Origin of the sequence: Kineosporia sp. NBRC 101731 (genome assembly GCF_030269305.1) — a bacterium.
GTDB lineage: Bacteria > Actinomycetota > Actinomycetes > Actinomycetales > Kineosporiaceae > Kineosporia.
This window is the reverse complement of record NZ_BSTC01000029.1, coordinates 1-15,905: the sequence shown is the minus strand read 5'-3', so window position 1 is coordinate 15,905 and position 15,905 is coordinate 1. Positions and strand designations below refer to the sequence as shown.

Below are 15,905 nucleotides of genomic sequence, written 5' to 3'. Positions count from 1 at the left end.
GCGGGCGACAGCGCCAGGGGACCTCAGCTGTTCGCGAAAACCAGGTACCCGAGGGCAAAACCGAGGATCGTCGCGACGATGGAGACCGCCAGCGCGATCTTACCGAGTCGCTCCTTACGGGAGACGGCGACCCCACCACAGATGATGGCCGCCACGCCGAACACGATCGGCAGAATGAAGACCGCCAGAGCACTCAGCACGAACGACACGATCGACAGCGCATTCGACTGCTGGGTCGCGGTACCGGCCAAAGGGGAGACCTGGGGCTGCATCACTTCGTCCTCCCGCGTCGCGAATGGGTATCTGCCAGTACTTTCGGGCTTTGATCACCCTTTCGCACTTCGAAGTGCCCAGCGCCGCGCAGACATGTCGCCCCCCCGTTCGGGCCCTGCCGTTGAGCTCGGATCTCCAGGTCCGCCCGATACTCCGGGCGAACCTGGAGAGTCCGCTCTCCTCTACTGCGGGACGATGCTGATCGCGTTGATCTGCGCCTGATCCGCAGAACCCCGCAGGAAGTCGACCGTGACGACGCCGCTGTCATCAGCGACCACGTCAATGTCACGCTCGACCCCGAAGGCGGCACCGCCGTCGGCACCGCGGGCGATGGCGGTGCCGTTGATGTCGAAGTCGGTCAGCACGCGGGTGCCGTTGACCTCGACGTTGAAAAGGCGCTTGCCGGCTCCCTTGAAGTACCAGTCCATGAAGTACAGCCGCAGCTGGTAGCTACCTCCGGGGGTCAGTCCCGGGATCGAGTAGCTGGAGTCGGTGAAGCGGGAGGTGTTCCAGATCGCCGCCGGGATGGGGTGGGTGACGGTCGGGCTCCAGTTGGGCAGGGCCGTGACCGACGCCGGCTTGGTGTCGACGATGCCCCCGGACCCATAGGTGTCCGGCACGAAGGTTGCCCCGTCACCGCTCCCGCCGACGTCGATCTGGACCTCGCCGGAGGCCGGAGCCACGGCCTGGGCACTGGATGCGCCGGCGGTGAGCACCGTGAGGGCGACCAGCCCGGCGCCGGCCTGCAGCATCAGACGGCGGGGCCGGATGGAAGGAACAGACAGGAACATGCAGAACCTCTCCCCGATCAGCGGCCGCCGACCCGATTGCCGACGGTCACGCTTGATACACGGAAATGAAGGGACGCGCGTTCACTGTCGCGCCCGGCCCGGCACCCAGCCGGACAGACGAACGGCCCCGCTCCTCGGGGGGGAGGAGGAGCGAGGCCGTTCTGGACAGCTGCTGGCCGGGGGTGGCACGGCAGCTATCCCTTGGAGCGTATGCCACAACCTCGGTCGGTCGGGGGTAAACACCCGGGAATGTGACGAGCGCCGCACCTAGCCGTAGACCGTCCGTGTGCTTCTGGTCCGGTTGGGTGACACGCCATCATCATCAGCGGGGATCGAGCCCGCCCCGACCGACGCGCCGCCCGACCCGTCAGGCCGGACCAGCGACGGTGAACGATGACAGCAGAGGCACGACCTCCGCACCGAAACGGGCTATTCCCTCGACGAAGTCGTCGAAGACAAGCATGATGCCGCCCGTGCCCTCGATGGCCGCCATCTCGTCCAGGCGGGCGGCCACCGTGGCCGCGGAACCGACGATCGGGTGCGCGCCGCCGTAGAACGGTGAGGGCCGCCCGCGATGCCCGGCGATGACGGCGGCCGAGGAGCCGTCGGTGGTGGTGTCCTGGGAGTACTGCCCGGTCATGAAAGCGATGGCTTCCACGTCGGCACCCTCGGTGTACAGCTCGACCTTGCGGCGGGCGTCGGCATCGGTGTCCCCGAGGACGATCGTGGCCAGGTTGAGCGAGGTCACCGAACGTCCCTGCGCGGCGGCCAGTTCGTGGGTGCGCCGGTTCATCGCCGCGACGGCCGTCGGCTCACCGACCGCAGAGAAGTGGTAGTCGGCGTACCGGGCGCAGAACTCCTGGCCGCGGGGTGACTGGCCGGCGCTGATCAGCTTCACCCCGTGCGGCGGGGTGGGCAGTACCTCGCAGTCGTCGAGGTCGAATCGCCCGTGGTGGGTGAGCTTTCCGTGCTCCCACAGCTCGCGCAGGACGTGGGCGTACTCCTCGGCGTAGTCGTAGCGGTAACGGTAGAAGTTGTCGCCGGGCCACAGCCCCATCTGCGCGTACTCTGCGCGGTTCCATCCGGCCACGATGTTGATCCCGAACCGCCCGCCGGAGATGTCGTCGATCGTGGCCGCCATCCGGGCCACGACCGCCGGGTGCAACGTGATCGGGGCGACCGAGGCGAACAGCTTGATCCGGCTGGTCACAGCGGCCAGGGCCGTCATCGTGGTGAGTGAGTCCTGGCAGAAGTCCCAATGGCGGGTCGGGCCGCCGTACCCGCGGAACTTCACCATGGACAGCACAAACCCGAAGCCGTTGCGTTCCGCGAGCTGGGTGATCGTGCGGCTCAGCTCGAAACTGGGCCGGTACTGCGGAGACGTGCCTGACAGGATCCACCCGTTGTTGGCCGTGGGCAGGAAGATGCCGAACTCCGTCATGCCGTTCGCCTCCGCTGATCGATCACCATCATCCGGCGCCGCGCGAGAGGAACATATCGGACACGTCTGCGCGATGCCAGGCTCCTGGCGGGATCTCGATGCTCGAGATCCCCCACCAGGAGCTCCTGCGCGTGGGGACGAGGTGGCTGGGTCAGAGGAAAACGCTGCGGTAGGTGTCGGCGAGTTCTGCCGCCCGGCGGCGCCGGTCCATGATCTCGTCCTGTGACAACTGCGGGGCCGGGGCGTCCGGGCCGGCGATGACGTCACCGATCTTCAGGAAGTACTCGTCCTGACCGGCCGGGGTGCACATGCACAGCATGCGGGCCGGTGCCCCGGAGACGTTACGGAAGTTGTGCGGGGCGTTGGCCGGGATGTTCACCGAGGTACCGGCCCGGGCAACGTGTTTCTCGCCGCGGAAGGTGAACTCGATCTCGCCCTCCAGGATCGTGAACAGTTCCTCGAAATCGTGGCGGTGCGGGGGCGGGCCACCGCCGTCGGGCACGCGCATGTCGATCAGGCAGTACTGCCCGTTCGTCTGTTCGCCCGTGATGAGGAAGGCGTAGGTGTTGCCGACCAGCGAGACGTAGGTCGTGCTGGGGTCATCGGCCCGGGCCACGGTCAGTGAACGGGAGGGATCGTCGTCAGGAATCATTGTTTTTCCTCGAAAGTTGTCTGGAATCAGGTCAGGCCGTGGGCGCCAGGACGACGGTCTTGCCGGCCAGTTCACCCGCACCGGCCTGGGCGTGCAGGGCGGGTAGGTCGGCCAGGGCCACCCGGTGGGCGACCTCGACGTGCAGCTCACCGGTGCTGACGCGGGCGGCCAGGTCGGCGAGCTGGTCGGCGTCACTGCGCACGAACAGGTTGATGCCGCGCACGCCGCGCTGCTCGTCGGAGGGGGCGGGCATCCACACGGTGGTGTTGACCAGGGTGCCGCCGTCGCGGATCAGCGTGACCAGGGCGGCCAGTTGTTCGGGGGTAACGGGCGCGAGATTGAGGACGAGGTCGACTGTTTCGGTGACGGCTGCGGCCACGTCGGTGCTGGTGTGGTCGATCACCTCGTCGGCGCCGGCGTTCTTGACCTGCTCGGCGCTGCGAGGGCTGGCCGTGGCGATCACGTGGGCGCGGGCCTCCTTGGCCAGTTGCACGGCGTATCCGCCCACCGCTCCCCCGGCGCCGTTGATCAGCACCCGCTGACCGGCGCTCAGCCGGCCGTGCTCGAACAGGGCCTGCCAGGCGGTCAGGCCCACCAGCGGCAGCGCCGCCGCGTCGGCCAGCGGGATGTTCTTGGGCGCTCCGGTGAGGATCTCCGCCGGTGCGATCACGTACTCCGCGGCCGCCCCGGTCCCGGTCATCGGCAGGAAACCGATGACCGCGTCGCCGACCGCGACGTCGTCCACTCCCTCACCGAGCGCGTCCACCGTTCCGGAGACGTCGATGCCGGGGGTGTGCGGCAGCTCGACGGGGATCGGGCCCTGCATGTAGCCGGCGCGGATGTTGGCCTCAACACCGTTGAACGAGGTCGCGGCGACCCGGATGCGCACCTGTCCGGCGCCGGGGGTGGGCTGCTCGACATCCTCGTAACGCAGAACCTCGGGGCCGCCGAACTCGTGGAAACGTACTGCCTTCATCGCTGAACCTGCATTTCGTGAGTGCTGCTGGGGACGTCACTCAAGATCGCAGGACCCGGCGCACTTATCCTGGGCCGCGCTGGCCCACCCTGGCGAGCATCGGGCGGTGTCGAAGACCTCTGCGACGGACGAAGGGGCGTTGGTCGGTCGGTGACGCGCGTGAGGGCACCAGGAGCCGGGATACGATCCATAACGTGGAATCAGAGATGTCTTACGCATCGTATGCATCAGGGTCGTCCTTGGGGCCTTCTGACCCGATCGCCAGTGCCATCGGTCTGCTGAGGCCACGCACGGTCATCGATCCTGGTCTCTACGCGGCCGGGACATGGGCGCTGCGATTCGATGCTTTCGCCCACGTGAGGATCGGCGGGGTCGTGCGCGGGGAATGCTGGCTGGCCCTGGACGGGCACGATCCGGTCCGGCTGCGCCAGGGAGACATCTACCTGCTGGTCAATCCTCCGGCCTACCTGGTGGCCAGCCAGATGGACGCGACACCGGCTTCGGCGCAATCACTGTGGGAGCGCGCCACCGGTGGTGTGGCCCGGATCGGGCCCGAGGCCGACGAAGACACCTATCTGTGCGGTGGATACTTCTCGTTCGATGAGCCCAATGCCCCGATCCTCATCGACGTTCTGCCCCGCCTGATCCACGTACGGGCCGACGATCCACGAAATCGCCTGCTGGCCTATCTGACCGAGCTGCTGAGCACCGAGGTGGAGAGCAACGCCGTCGGCCGTTCCCTCGTGCTGGACCATCTCGTCCAGGTGCTCTTCGTCCATGTGCTGCGCGCACACGCCGAGCAGTCCGACCGGCTCGCGGGCTGGCTGGGCGCACTGAACAACGACGGCATCGGTGCCGCCCTGCGCGCGATGCACAACAACGTGGCGCACCGATGGACGCTCCAGGAACTGGCCGGCATCAGCCGCATGTCCCGCTCCGCCTTCGCCGCATCGTTCAAGAACCAGGTCGGGACCACCCCGCTGGAGTACCTGATCCAGTGGCGCATGAGCCTGGCGCGAGATGCCCTGCGCCGCAACACCTGTTCCATCTCCGAGATCGCTTTCGCGACCGGCTACGAATCCGAGAGCGCCTTCAGCACGGCATTCCGGCGCGTCGTCGGCTCGTCACCCAAGCAGTTCCGCGACGGTATCCGCCGGGCCCATGCCGGTACGACGCAGGCCCCTTCTCCTGCCGATCTGGCCGGGGTCTGACAGCAGAACATCCCTCCGACGCGATGACGGCGCGGTTATCCGGGACCGGGCCGGCCCACCGTGATGATCGACGGCTCGCCGGAGGCAGCCACGATCTCGGCCAGCCGCGCCGCATCGGCCGAGCCGGGTGCTGCGGTGAGCATCAGGGCCGCCAGGTCGTCACCCGGGATGGCCAGCAGATTGCCCACCAGGGTGACGGCATCACCGTCCGGGTGGACGAACGCGGCGCTGCTCTCGTAGGCCGCGACCGGCCGCGGGGCGCGCCACAGACTGTCGAACAGGCCGCTGCGCGTGCGCATCTCGTCCACCAGGGCAGTTAGCGACGCATCTGCGGGGTAGCGCAGCACCGCGGCTCTCAGGCGGGCCACCAGGACCGCCTCATGATCGGTCGCATCCGCTGAGGACTGCTTGAACCCCTCGAACGGATCGCAGAACGTGCGCCAGGCCACGTTCCACTCCCACGGGCCGCCGGTCAGGTCCCAGTGCCCCAGCGCCAGGAACGCATTGTTGACCGCGACCAGGTTCATCGCCGCGTCGGAGACGAACATCGGGGTGTCGGAGAAGCGCTCCAGCAACCGCGTCGCCCCCGGACCGACCTCGGTCGGCACCTGCCCGTCGGCCGCGGCGTACCCGGCCAGGGCGCAGAGCCGCTCGTACTCGCCCCGCCCGACCCGCAAGGCCCTGGAGATGGCGTTCACCACGCCGGCCGAGGGATGGCTGCGCCCCTGCTCCAGGCGCCGTACGTAGTCCGCCGACATCCCGGCGAGCTCGCCGAGCTCTTCGCGCCGCAACCCCCGCACCCGCCGCCGGCCACCCGACAGCCCCAGCGCCTGCGCGTCCGTACTTTCCCGCAACTGACGCACCGCAGCGCCGAACTCGTGACGTTCCACGGTCTGAGTGTGCCCGGAATATTTCGGACGGCCAAGGTGGGTGAGGCCTCAGCCACCCGTGCCCCCGTCCGGTGAGCGCGTCGGTCGCGGACAGCCGACCTGGCCCTGCTGCTCACCGTCGCCGACCCGCCGCGGGATCACCCCATGTCGACGCGCAGGTCACCTACGGCACGCCGTTCAGCAACTCCCAGCTACAGCCCGGCGACCTGGTGTTCTTCTACTCCCCGATCGGTCACGTCGGCATCTATCTGGGCGACAACACGATGGTGCACACCCCCGCCACGGGTAGCTCCGTCAACGTGTCCACCCTGTGGCAGGCCCCTTCGGCCGCGGTACGCCTTTCCTGACCGGATCGCCGCCGGGACGCACTGTCCCGGCGGCGTTCTCGGCGCCTCTCCTCGCCCCCGACCGTCACTCACCAACGACTGCCGCCTATCTGCGTGACGCTGTGCGCCTGATCATCCAGCTTGCCCCGCTTTGGTTGAATACCGCGCATGGATGAGTTGGAAGCGTTCCGGGCAGACGCCCTGCAGCAGGGCGTGAGTACCGCCGAGGTGGAGGCATGGCTGGGCGGGACCCGGTTCTGCCTGCAACTGGACGCCACGGGCGAAGGAACACCCGCCGCCCAGATCCAGGGCTGGCCGACGCTGCCCACCGATGTGTCGTGGCCCGTGGACGCCCAGGGCCAGCCGCTGGGGTTCCTGGCCGCCATCCACTGCGCCGTGCTGCCTCGACTGGACACCCCTGACCTCGTCCTCCCCCGGCAGGGCCATCTCCTGTTCTTCCAGAGCTACGACGAACTCTGGGACGACAACGGGCCGGGGCTGCCGGAACAGGTGCTCCACGTTCGCGCCCTCGGACCGGAACAGAGCCACCTTCCGCACTACGAGCGGGTCGACCTCTATCCGTCGGTCCGGTTCAGCCGCGACAACACCCAGGACCCTGGCCCGTCTCATCCTCTCGATCAGCTGACGGAACTGGCCCGCACCTATTGGCCGGAGGCGGAACAGCCCGGAAGCGACCGGATGCGCATCGGCGGGTACGGGGACGTAGCTCACAACAGCCCGGAACAGACCGTGATGTACGAACTCGTTGCCCAGGGACTGCTTCCCTCCATCGACAGCTGGGACGACTTCTTCCGGCTCCATGCCCAGGTGCAGCGAGAATGGCTTCCGCTGGCCCAGTTCGGGTCGCTGGAGGAGGACTGTCCCGACACCAACGCCCGGTTCATGATCCGGCGGACCGACCTGGAACAGGCCCGCTTCGACCGGGTGATCTCCGACGCGGAGTTCGGCGGCTGACGTCCGGAGGGCACGCCGGGAAGGGCGCGAACGAGTGTCCTTAGGTGCAAAGTAGGGCACTCTGCGTATCCGGCATGTGACTTTTCGGTGTCGGACTGCGTAGGGTCGAGGGGTCGCGGCCGGCCGTGGGTCTGTCAGGGAGTCCCGTCGGCCGCGGCCCGAACGCACCGCAAGAGAGCACTTTTGCCGAGTCCGCCCGACGACGAAGGGGATATGTGCCCAGCTCGGAAAGGTCTCAACGATCTGGGGACGCCCCCCCTGGCACGCCGAGGACGACCAGGACGTATGCGGGAACGATCTCGGTCAGGAGCTTCGGCGACCACCGGGAAGGCATCGTGAACAGGGGTGGATCGCCAGAACAGCGGAGCAACGTTGCCCTACACCTGACGCCTAACTCGTCCGTAGAGGTGGTTCGCCGGGAAATGCTCACTCGAGCCGGCCTTCGCGTCCCATAGTTGACCCCGGGTTGGCACCGCCCCCTCGGTCGGCCAACCTCAGGCGCCACCGGCCCCCGTGCCCCTATCGCCCCCGCTGGGGGCGGGGGCCGGTGGCGTGCCGTACTTTTCGTCGATTCCGAGAACGGCGGCGCTCTCCAGTGGCCCCCCAGCAAAAGCCCACCATGTCAACAATCTTGGCCTCCAGCTGAGGATCGTGGAGAACCGGAAAGACTCCGATCGCCAACCCTGGTCACGCCATATGGCGGAGACGGCATCGATCACGTCGTCCGCGGGCTCGACCGGCGAACCGGCGGGTCGGTTGAACTCGCCCAGGACCGCACCGTGGGACGCACCGGGCGGCTGGCACCTCGGGCGGGCCGCCAAGGCGACCGGTGGTGTCCCGCTGGCCGCGACCCGGGCGGTCGTGGCTGCCGGTCCACCCCACCAGAATCGTGAATCTCCAGGAACGTCAGTGTTTTAGGTCGGGAGTGTAGCTCTCCTGGTGTCGACCGGGAACGAATTCCTCCTCTCTGACCAGTCCGCCCTCCGATCCAGTCAAAGCGGCACATTGATCCGAAACGACTCGTAACGTGAGCGGTGCACCTTCTTCACCGGGCAACAGATCTGACAGGAGATCGACGATGATCAGACGCACCGCCGTGGCCGGGCTGGCCACGGCAGCCCTGGCGTCCACCTCACTGCTGCTCGCCGGGCCGGCGCACGCCGCCGACCCCGCTGAGTGCACCATCACCGACGTTCTGCCCCAGCAGGCGGTGATCGGCATCGTCGGCCAGCGGGTACAGCTCGGCGTCACGACCACCTGCGACGACCAGGACATCAAGTTCTCCGTGCGAGGGCGCGGCCTCGGCACCAGCGCGCACGGCTTCTGGATCGCGGCCTGCAACTACCGCTACAGCGGGCCCGCCAACTACGACTGCGGCCACGACGGTTCGGGCATCGTCAACCCGATCCCCGGCACCACCTACGGGTATGACTTCATCCCGGGTAACGATCTCGCCGGGCCCAACCCGATCTACGCTACTGCTTTCATCGACGTCAACCAGGACAGTTACCAGAACACGGGTGACATCTCCCTGGGCACCCTGGGCGACACCCTCACCCTGCTGCGGCAGACCACGTTCGACCGCACGTTCAACGCTGCCCCCGAGCCCGTGCGCCAGGGCAAGCCGATCAAGGTGTCGGCCACGTTGTCCACGGCCGACTGGAACACCGGCACCTGGACCGGCCTCGACGCCGACGTGAAGGTCCAGTTCAAGGCCGCACACCAGAAGAGCTACCACACCGTCAAGACCGTCACCGCGACGGCCGGAGAACTGAAGACCTCAGTGAAGGCTACGCGTTCGGGCTACTGGCGGGCGGTCTACGCCGGCACCGGCACCCTCGCGGCCTCGACCTCCGGCAGCGACTATGTCAAGGTCCGCGCGGCTCACTGACCCACCACCCGATCACCGGACATGAGTAAGGAGACATGGGGCCCGGCGTCACGAAGACACCGGGCCCGGGGCGGGAATCGTCGCAGCAGATCCTGTCCACACGACCTGCTCATGCGGCCGGGAGCGCGTACGCCGGTCACCCTGCGGTGAAGGCCGGCGGTGCGGCCTAGAAGGACACCTTGGTCAGGTTCTCCGAGACCTCCCAGACCCGCCGCGCCTCGTCCTCGTTGCGAAGGCGCGAGTAAGGCTTCTGCTCGACCGGAGAACCGCCCAGCTGACCCGGACCGCTGGGTCCGTAGAAGCGTCCATTGCCGGCATCCTTTGAGGTCGCCGCGTACAGCGCCGGCAGGGCAGCAGACTCGACCGTTCCGACCAGGATCCCGCGCGCCGACAGGGCCCGGATCAGCCGCACGCTCAGGGTGTCCTTTCCCCGGCCCAGTTCCGGGCGGGCCGCCAGCAGACTGGTCGGGGCGACCCCCGGATGCGTGATGGTGCTGGTGATACCCCAGCCGTGGGCGGCACTGCGCCGGGCCAGTTCCAGACCGAAGAGCCCGAAGGCGATCTTCGACTGGCTGTAGGCGCGCTGGCCACTGTACGAGCGGTCCCAGTTCAGGTCGGCCCAGTTGATCGCGTTGCTGTTGGCCGCCACGCTCAGTTGCGAGGTGACGCGGGCCTTTCCGGCCCGCAGCAGGGGCATGAGCTGCGCCACCAGCGCGAAGTGGCCCAGATGGTTTGTGCCCCACTGCAGTTCGAAACCATTGGCGGTGACCTGACGTTCGGGCGGGGTCATCACCCCGGCATTGTTGATCAGCAGGTGGATCGGCCGGCCTTCACGGTTGAGGGTCTCCCCCAGGGCCGCCACCGACTCCAGCGATGAGAGATCCAGCGCTGGCAAGGAAACCTCGGCCTGCGGAGCCTGCTGCCGAATCGTGGCCAGGGCCGCCTCACCCTTGCGGCGGTTGCGGACGGGCAGGACCAGGTCAGCCCCGGCGGCGGCCAGCCGGGTGGCCAGGACCAGGCCCATCCCGTCGCTGGCACCGGTGACCACGGCGAGCTGGCCGGTGAGATCGGGGACGGTGATGTCGGGCTGTGAGCGAGGCATGGCTTCACTGTGGCCGCCGGCGAGGAACCTTGCCACGGCCTACCGATCCGTGGATACGCGGGAGGAGGCACGGTAGAAACGGGGCATGGTGATTGATCGAGCCGGCCTGGCGCAGTTCCTGCGGCACCGCCGTGCGTCCCTGCAGCCCGAGGACGTCGGTATGCCCCGGGGTCAGCGGCGCCGGACCAGCGGGTTGCGGCGGGAAGAAGTGGCGGTGCTGTGTCACATGTCCACCGACTACTACGCCCGGCTGGAACGCGAGCGCGGCCCGCAGCCGTCGCCGCAGATGATCGCCTCGATCGCTCAGGGTCTGCATCTGTCGCTGGAGGAACGCGATCATCTGTTCCGTCTGGCCGGGCACAACCCGCCGGTGCGCGGTTCGGGCGGTGATCACATCAGCCCGGGCATGCTGCGGGTGCTGGATCGGCTCAGTGACACCCCGGCCGAGATTGTCGGGGAACTGGGCGAGACGCTGCGGCAGACCGAGCTGGGTAAGGCCCTGACCGGTGACACCTCGCACCTGACCGGGCCCCGGCGTTACTTCCCCTATCGCTGGTTCACCGACCCGTCCGCCCGCTTGCGGTATGCCCCTGACAGTCATGCCTTCCTCTCGCGCCTGTACGCCTCGTACGCGCGTCAGGCGGTCACTCTGCGCGGTCCGGGGTCGAACGCCGCGCAGCTGGCCGATCTGCTGCTGGTCGAGAGTGCGCAGTTCCGGGCGCTGTGGGAGAAGCATGAGGTCGGGTTGCTGCCGGAGGAGTCCAAGCATTTCGTCCATCCTGAGCTGGGTGCCCTGGAGTTGAACTGCCAGACCCTGCTGGACCCGTACCGCTCGCACTCGCTGCTGGTCTACACCGCTGCCCCGGGCAGCGAGAGCTACGAGAAGCTGCAGTTACTGTCGGCTTTCGCCTAGGTCTTCAGGGTTCAGGCGCCGGCCGGGACGCATACGGGTCAGATCCGGAAGGTTCCGACCGCCTGTTCGAGCTGCCCGGAGGCTTGGGTCAGCTCTTCGGCGGCGCTGCTGGCGGACAGGGCCGCGGTGCCTTGGGCGGCGGAGTCCTCCACGACCTGGTGCATGCCGTCCTTGACGGTCTTGGCGCCCTGAGCCGCGCGCTGCAGGCTTGCGGCGATGCTCCCGGTCACGGCCGACTGCTCTTCCACGGCCGCCGCGATCGTGGCCTGATAGTTGCTGATCCGCGCGATGACCTCGCCGACGGCCGAAATCGCGGTGATCGCCTGACCTGTCTCGGTCTGGATCGTTGCGACCCGCCCGGAGATGTCGTCCGTGGCGCGTGCCGTCTCCTGGGCGAGGTCTTTGACCTCGCTCGCCACGACCGCGAATCCCTTGCCCGCGTCACCGGCTCGGGCTGCCTCGATGGTCGCGTTCAATGCCAGCAGGTTGGTCTGCTCGGCGATGCTCGTGATCAGCTTCACGACGTTGCCGATCTCCTGCGACGCCGTCCCCAGCCGCGTCATCAGCTCTTGCGCGCTGTGCGCCGCATCGACGGCCTCTCGGGCGACCGTGGCTGCCTCACTGGCGTTCTGCGAGATCTCACGGATGGATGAGCCCATCTCCTCCGATCCCAGAGCGACGGCATTGACGCTCTCGGTCACGTCAACCAGGCCGGCGTCGATCGATGCGATTTGGGAGCTGGAGGAGGACGAGAGGGACGAGAGGGTGCCGCTGGCTCCGCGCAGTTCCTCGGCTCTGCTCGACAACACCCCGGACGTGCCGGAGAGAGTCAGCAGGGCCCCGCGCATCTGGGTGACCACCTGGCCCACCGCCTTGGTCATGCGCCCGACCTCGGTGTTGTCGGCCCCGTGGACGGAGACGGTCAGGTCACCGCCCGCGACGTGTTCCAGGACAGAGCTCAGATCGCTCAGCCGGCGCGAGACGCGACTGGCGATGAACAGGCCCAGGAACGTGGCGACAGCCAGACCGCCGATGACGATGAACCCGATCATCAGCTGAGCGCGTGAGCGCTCCTGGGCGGCGCGATCGGCCAGCTCAGCGGCCCGGGCGTCCGTTGAGGACGTGAGCTCGCCGAGGCTGGTGACGACCTTGGCGATCTGCGGGTTCAGGGTGTTGGTGCGGTAGTCCTGCCATGCCGCAAGGTCACCTGATTTCTTCAGATCTGCTGATATCTGTCGCTTTTCAAGGTAGTCGGCCCACTCGGCGACCAGCGTTGTGCGCGCTTTCGTCCCTTCCGGGGTGAGGGAGCGTTGCTGGAGACTGTCGATGGCCTTCTGTACCTCGGCGAGCGAGGCCGCCGTCAGTTCGGAGTACTTCTTCGCGGTTTCGTCGTCGCTGGCCGTGAGGTTGGACAGACTCGCCCATCGGCTCTTCCACAAGTACTCGCGTACCTGGGCGATGTCCTGCACGGGTTTGATGCCGTCGGTGTAGAGCGATTGTGTTTGTGCCGCGACGGCGTTCAGTTGCACGAGCCCCACCGCGCCGACCGATAGCGTCGCGACGCTCGCAATCGCGAGAACGAGCATGAGAGCTACCCGGATGTTGCCCACGACAGCAGCCAACAGGTTGGGTGCGGCCAATTTACGAGCTCCTGTCAACGGGGTCGCCTCATCTCGCTCGATGTACTTGATCATCCGCTCTGAGAATCGGCGAAGGGTTGCGTAACTTCATCTACGGCTGAGGTTCCTGGCCGATGCCGCCCGTGTGGCGCAGGGCCACATCGGATGCGAGGTCACAAACGCTGTCAATGGTCATCGTGGTGTCCCGCTCATGCCCTCCCTCGTGGCCCCTGTCTAGAGCTGAAATCGGTAGCCCATGCCGGGTTCGGTCAGCAGGTGCGAGGGTCTGGCCGGATTTGTCTCCAGTTTGCGGCGCAACTGGGCCATGTACTGCCGCACGTTCTGTGTCTCGGCCCGGTAGGTAGGGCCCCAGACCTTCTCCAGCAGGTACTGCTGGCTCAGCAGCTTGCCGGGATCGCTCACCACGGCGGCGAGCAGCTGCCATTCGGTGCGGGTCAGGTGCACGGCGCCGGCCTCCGGGTCGTCCGGGACGATCGTCTTGCCCACCACATCGATCCGGTAGCGCCCGATGCGCACACTTCCGGTGAGGTTGTCGGTCCGTTCCTGGCGCCGGGCCACCACCCGGATGCGGGCCAGCAGCTCATCGACGCTGAACGGCTTGGTCACGTAGTCGTCGGCACCGGCGTCCAGGGCCGCCACCTTGTCGTGGCTGTCCGTACGGCCGGACAGCACGATCACCGGGACCCGGGTCCAGGTCCGCAGTCGCCGGATCACCTCCACCCCGTCCAGATCGGGCAACCCCAGATCGAGGACGACAATGTCGGGATGGTCCTGTCGGGCCGCGTCCAGTGCGGCCTGGCCGGTGCCGGCGGTGACCACGTGATATTGGCGCGCCAGGAGATTGATCTGGAGGACACGAATGAGTTGTGGTTCATCGTCCACCACCAGGATCCGGGTCACGGCAAGGGCTCCGGCTCGTCCTGGGGGGCGTCGACCTGCAGGAGGGTCATGATCATGGTCAGCCCGCCTCCCGGGGTCGTGTCGGGGGTCAGACTGCCACCCATGGCCTCGGTCAGACCGCGCGACAGAGCCAGACCCAGCCCGACCCCGGTGCCGTTGTCCCGGTCACCGAGCCGCTGGAAGGGAAGGAACACGTCGTCCCACAATTCGGTGGGGATCCCCGGCCCACGATCGATCACCCGGGTCTCCACCTCACCGGCGTGCGCGCTCACCACGATCATCGGCGGGCTACCCACCGGGCTGTGCCGCAACGCGTTACGCAGCAGGTTCACCAGCACCCTCTCGATCAGCACCGGGTCACCGCTCACCTCCAGGAACTCCTCCGGCAGGTGCACGACGATCTCCCGCCCCTGCGGGCCCAGCTCGTCCAGAGACATGGCCACGGTCTCGGCGATACTCGTCGGCTCCGGGTGCATGGCCAGCGCCCCGGCCTGCAGACGACTCATGTCCAGCAGATTGTCCACCAGCCGGGTCAGCCGGTCCAGCGACTCCTCGACACTGGCCAGCAGCTCCCTCTGGTCGTCATCACTGAACTGCACACCGGGAGTGCGCAACCCGCCGACGGCCGCCTTCGCGGAGGCCAGGGGCGTCCTCAGATCGTGGCTGACGGCGGACAGAAGAGCGGTCCGCATGCGATCCACCTCCGCCAGTGGCCCTGCGGCAGAGGCTTGTTCACGCAACTGCTGCTGCCGCAGGGCAACCACCGCCTGGGCGGCGAAAGCCTGCACCACCCGGCGATCGGCAGCCGCCAGCGAGTGACCGCACAACACCAGCGAGGTGTCCTCCTCGACGAGGACCTCGGCATCGCCCTCACCCGGGGCCCGCAGTGGCCGGCCCACCGACGCCACGACCTGCCAGGCTTGCGGGTCGTGCTGCAGATCCGGGCTGCGGGCCGCATCGGCCTTGCGCTGCAGCAGGGTGGCGCCGGTGAAGTTGAAGGTCTCCCGCAACTGGTTGAGCAGGGCAGGCAGCGGCTGGGCGCCGCGCAGCACGTTACCGGCCAGGGTGGACAAGGTCTCCGCCTCGGCCCGTGCAGCCGCCGCCTCCCGCGTGCGTCGTGCCGCCCGGTCGACCGTGGCGCTCACCGCGACCGCCACGACCAGGAAAACCACCAGGGCAAGGACGTTCTCCCGGGTGGCGATGGTGATCGTGTGGATCGGCGGCGCGAAGTAGAAGTTCAGCAGCACCGATCCGACGATGGCGGCGAACAGGGCGGGCCAGAGGCCGCCCACGAGCGCCACGATGACCACCGCGGCCAGGTAGAGCAGGATGTCGCTGCCGAGCGAGACCTGACCGCGGATCTGCGTCAGCATCACGGTCAGAGCAGTCAGACCGATACTCGCGGTGAGCAGCCCGGCCAGCTTCCGGTGACGGCTCAGGGCGCTCTCGGCCCGGGGCCCGATGCGGCCCCGTCGCACCTGGGCGTGAGTGACCAGATGGACGTCGATCGAGCCGGAACCGTTCGCCGTCGTCGTGCCGACGCCGGGTGTGAACAGCGAGGAAAATCGCCCGCGCCGGGAGACTCCCAGGACGAGTTCGGTGGCGTTCACCCCGCGGGCGAAATCGAGCAGCGCCTTGGGCACGTCGTTGCCCACGACCTGGTGGTACGTTCCTCCCAGATCTTCCGTCAGCGTCCTCTGCGCCACCAGATGCGCGTGACTGGCCCCGCTCAGACCGTCGTTGCGGGCCACGTGCACGGCCAGCAGGTCGGCCCCCCGCGATCGGCTGGCCAGCCGCGAGGCCCGGCGGATCAGGGTCTCCCCCTCCGGACCCCCGGTCAGGGCCACGACGACCCGCTCCCGGGCCTCCCAGGTGTCCGAGATGCCCTGCGAGGAACGGTAACTCTCAAGCTCGTCGTCCACCT

Annotated in this window: 15 protein-coding genes; 5 read left to right on the top strand and 10 right to left on the bottom strand. The window is 67.9% G+C overall.

The features are described from left to right. Positions 1-23: 23 nt before the first annotated feature. From QSK05_RS35825 to QSK05_RS35805, 5 genes are all read right to left on the bottom strand, one after another. Positions 24-275, bottom strand: coding sequence for a hypothetical protein (locus QSK05_RS35825; protein WP_285601874.1), 252 nt, complete (start codon positions 273-275; stop codon positions 24-26). Positions 276-455: 180 nt separating this feature from the next. Further along, a complete protein-coding gene (locus QSK05_RS35820) occupies positions 456-1,064 on the bottom strand; it encodes a malectin domain-containing carbohydrate-binding protein (RefSeq protein ID WP_285601873.1) in 609 nt (202 codons plus the stop codon). Between the two features lie 367 nt (positions 1,065-1,431). Next, complete coding sequence (locus QSK05_RS35815) at positions 1,432-2,505, bottom strand: LLM class flavin-dependent oxidoreductase (protein ID WP_285601872.1); 1,074 nt, start codon at positions 2,503-2,505, stop codon at positions 1,432-1,434. 151 nt (positions 2,506-2,656) lie between these two features. After that, positions 2,657-3,157 (bottom strand): cupin domain-containing protein, encoded by a 501-nt coding sequence (locus tag QSK05_RS35810; RefSeq protein ID WP_285601871.1) that lies wholly within the window; start codon positions 3,155-3,157, stop codon positions 2,657-2,659. A 31-nt stretch (positions 3,158-3,188) separates the two neighbouring features. After that, complete coding sequence (locus tag QSK05_RS35805; protein ID WP_285601870.1) at positions 3,189-4,133, bottom strand: NADP-dependent oxidoreductase; 945 nt, start codon at positions 4,131-4,133, stop codon at positions 3,189-3,191. A gap of 239 nt (positions 4,134-4,372) precedes the next feature. Here QSK05_RS35805 and QSK05_RS35800 point away from each other — a divergent pair, with 239 nt between their 5' ends. Further along, positions 4,373-5,344 (top strand): AraC family transcriptional regulator, encoded by a 972-nt coding sequence (locus QSK05_RS35800; protein ID WP_285601869.1) that lies wholly within the window; start codon positions 4,373-4,375, stop codon positions 5,342-5,344. Between the two features lie 35 nt (positions 5,345-5,379). Here QSK05_RS35800 and QSK05_RS35795 read toward each other — a convergent pair whose 3' ends face one another. Further along, complete coding sequence (locus QSK05_RS35795; RefSeq protein ID WP_285601868.1) at positions 5,380-6,234, bottom strand: MmyB family transcriptional regulator; 855 nt, start codon at positions 6,232-6,234, stop codon at positions 5,380-5,382. 71 nt (positions 6,235-6,305) lie between these two features. Between QSK05_RS35795 and QSK05_RS35790 the strand changes: the two genes are divergently transcribed. The 3 genes from QSK05_RS35790 (at position 6,306) to QSK05_RS35780 (ending at position 9,426) form a co-directional block, all read left to right on the top strand. Further along, entirely contained in the window at positions 6,306-6,581 is a 276-nt protein-coding gene (locus tag QSK05_RS35790; RefSeq protein ID WP_285601867.1) for a C40 family peptidase, read from the top strand. A 147-nt stretch (positions 6,582-6,728) separates the two neighbouring features. Then, positions 6,729-7,535: a DUF1963 domain-containing protein gene (locus QSK05_RS35785; protein WP_285601866.1), complete on the top strand. Its 807-nt coding sequence runs from the start codon at positions 6,729-6,731 to the stop codon at positions 7,533-7,535. A gap of 1,078 nt (positions 7,536-8,613) precedes the next feature. Then, complete coding sequence (locus QSK05_RS35780; RefSeq protein ID WP_285601865.1) at positions 8,614-9,426, top strand: hypothetical protein; 813 nt, start codon at positions 8,614-8,616, stop codon at positions 9,424-9,426. Between the two features lie 166 nt (positions 9,427-9,592). Here QSK05_RS35780 and QSK05_RS35775 read toward each other — a convergent pair whose 3' ends face one another. After that, the gene (locus QSK05_RS35775; RefSeq protein WP_285601864.1) at positions 9,593-10,528 is read right to left on the bottom strand and encodes an SDR family oxidoreductase; all 936 of its coding nucleotides are present in this window, start codon (positions 10,526-10,528) and stop codon (positions 9,593-9,595) included. Positions 10,529-10,613: 85 nt separating this feature from the next. On the opposite strand from QSK05_RS35775, the gene QSK05_RS35770 reads away from it, so the two are divergent. Further along, positions 10,614-11,441 (top strand): helix-turn-helix transcriptional regulator, encoded by an 828-nt coding sequence (locus tag QSK05_RS35770; protein WP_285601863.1) that lies wholly within the window; start codon positions 10,614-10,616, stop codon positions 11,439-11,441. A gap of 38 nt (positions 11,442-11,479) precedes the next feature. Here QSK05_RS35770 and QSK05_RS35765 read toward each other — a convergent pair whose 3' ends face one another. The 3 genes from QSK05_RS35765 to QSK05_RS35755 all read right to left on the bottom strand — a co-directional run. Continuing rightward, the gene (locus QSK05_RS35765) at positions 11,480-13,081 is read right to left on the bottom strand and encodes a methyl-accepting chemotaxis protein (RefSeq protein WP_285601862.1); all 1,602 of its coding nucleotides are present in this window, start codon (positions 13,079-13,081) and stop codon (positions 11,480-11,482) included. 213 nt (positions 13,082-13,294) lie between these two features. Beyond that, a complete protein-coding gene (locus QSK05_RS35760) occupies positions 13,295-13,981 on the bottom strand; it encodes a response regulator (protein WP_285601860.1) in 687 nt (228 codons plus the stop codon). Further along, positions 13,978-15,905, bottom strand: a 1,928-nt coding sequence (locus QSK05_RS35755) for a DUF4118 domain-containing protein (protein WP_285601859.1), incomplete at its 5' end; no start/stop codon positions are given. The genes QSK05_RS35755 and QSK05_RS35760, both read right to left, overlap by 4 nt.

Bases quoted from the DNA above. Each gene is read 5' to 3' on its own strand.
- QSK05_RS35785 (WP_285601866.1), top strand. From the start codon at position 6,729: ATGGATGAGTTGGAAGCGTTCCGGGCAGACGCCCTGCAGCAGGGCGTG.
- QSK05_RS35770 (WP_285601863.1), top strand. From the start codon at position 10,614: ATGGTGATTGATCGAGCCGGCCTGGCGCAGTTCCTGCGGCACCGCCGT.
- QSK05_RS35810 (WP_285601871.1), bottom strand. From the start codon at position 3,157: ATGATTCCTGACGACGATCCCTCCCGTTCACTGACCGTGGCCCGGGCC.
- QSK05_RS35775 (WP_285601864.1), bottom strand. From the start codon at position 10,528: ATGCCTCGCTCACAGCCCGACATCACCGTCCCCGATCTCACCGGCCAG.
- QSK05_RS35820 (WP_285601873.1), bottom strand. From the start codon at position 1,064: ATGTTCCTGTCTGTTCCTTCCATCCGGCCCCGCCGTCTGATGCTGCAG.
- QSK05_RS35780 (WP_285601865.1), top strand. From the start codon at position 8,614: ATGATCAGACGCACCGCCGTGGCCGGGCTGGCCACGGCAGCCCTGGCG.
- QSK05_RS35805 (WP_285601870.1), bottom strand. From the start codon at position 4,133: ATGAAGGCAGTACGTTTCCACGAGTTCGGCGGCCCCGAGGTTCTGCGT.
- QSK05_RS35815 (WP_285601872.1), bottom strand. From the start codon at position 2,505: ATGACGGAGTTCGGCATCTTCCTGCCCACGGCCAACAACGGGTGGATC.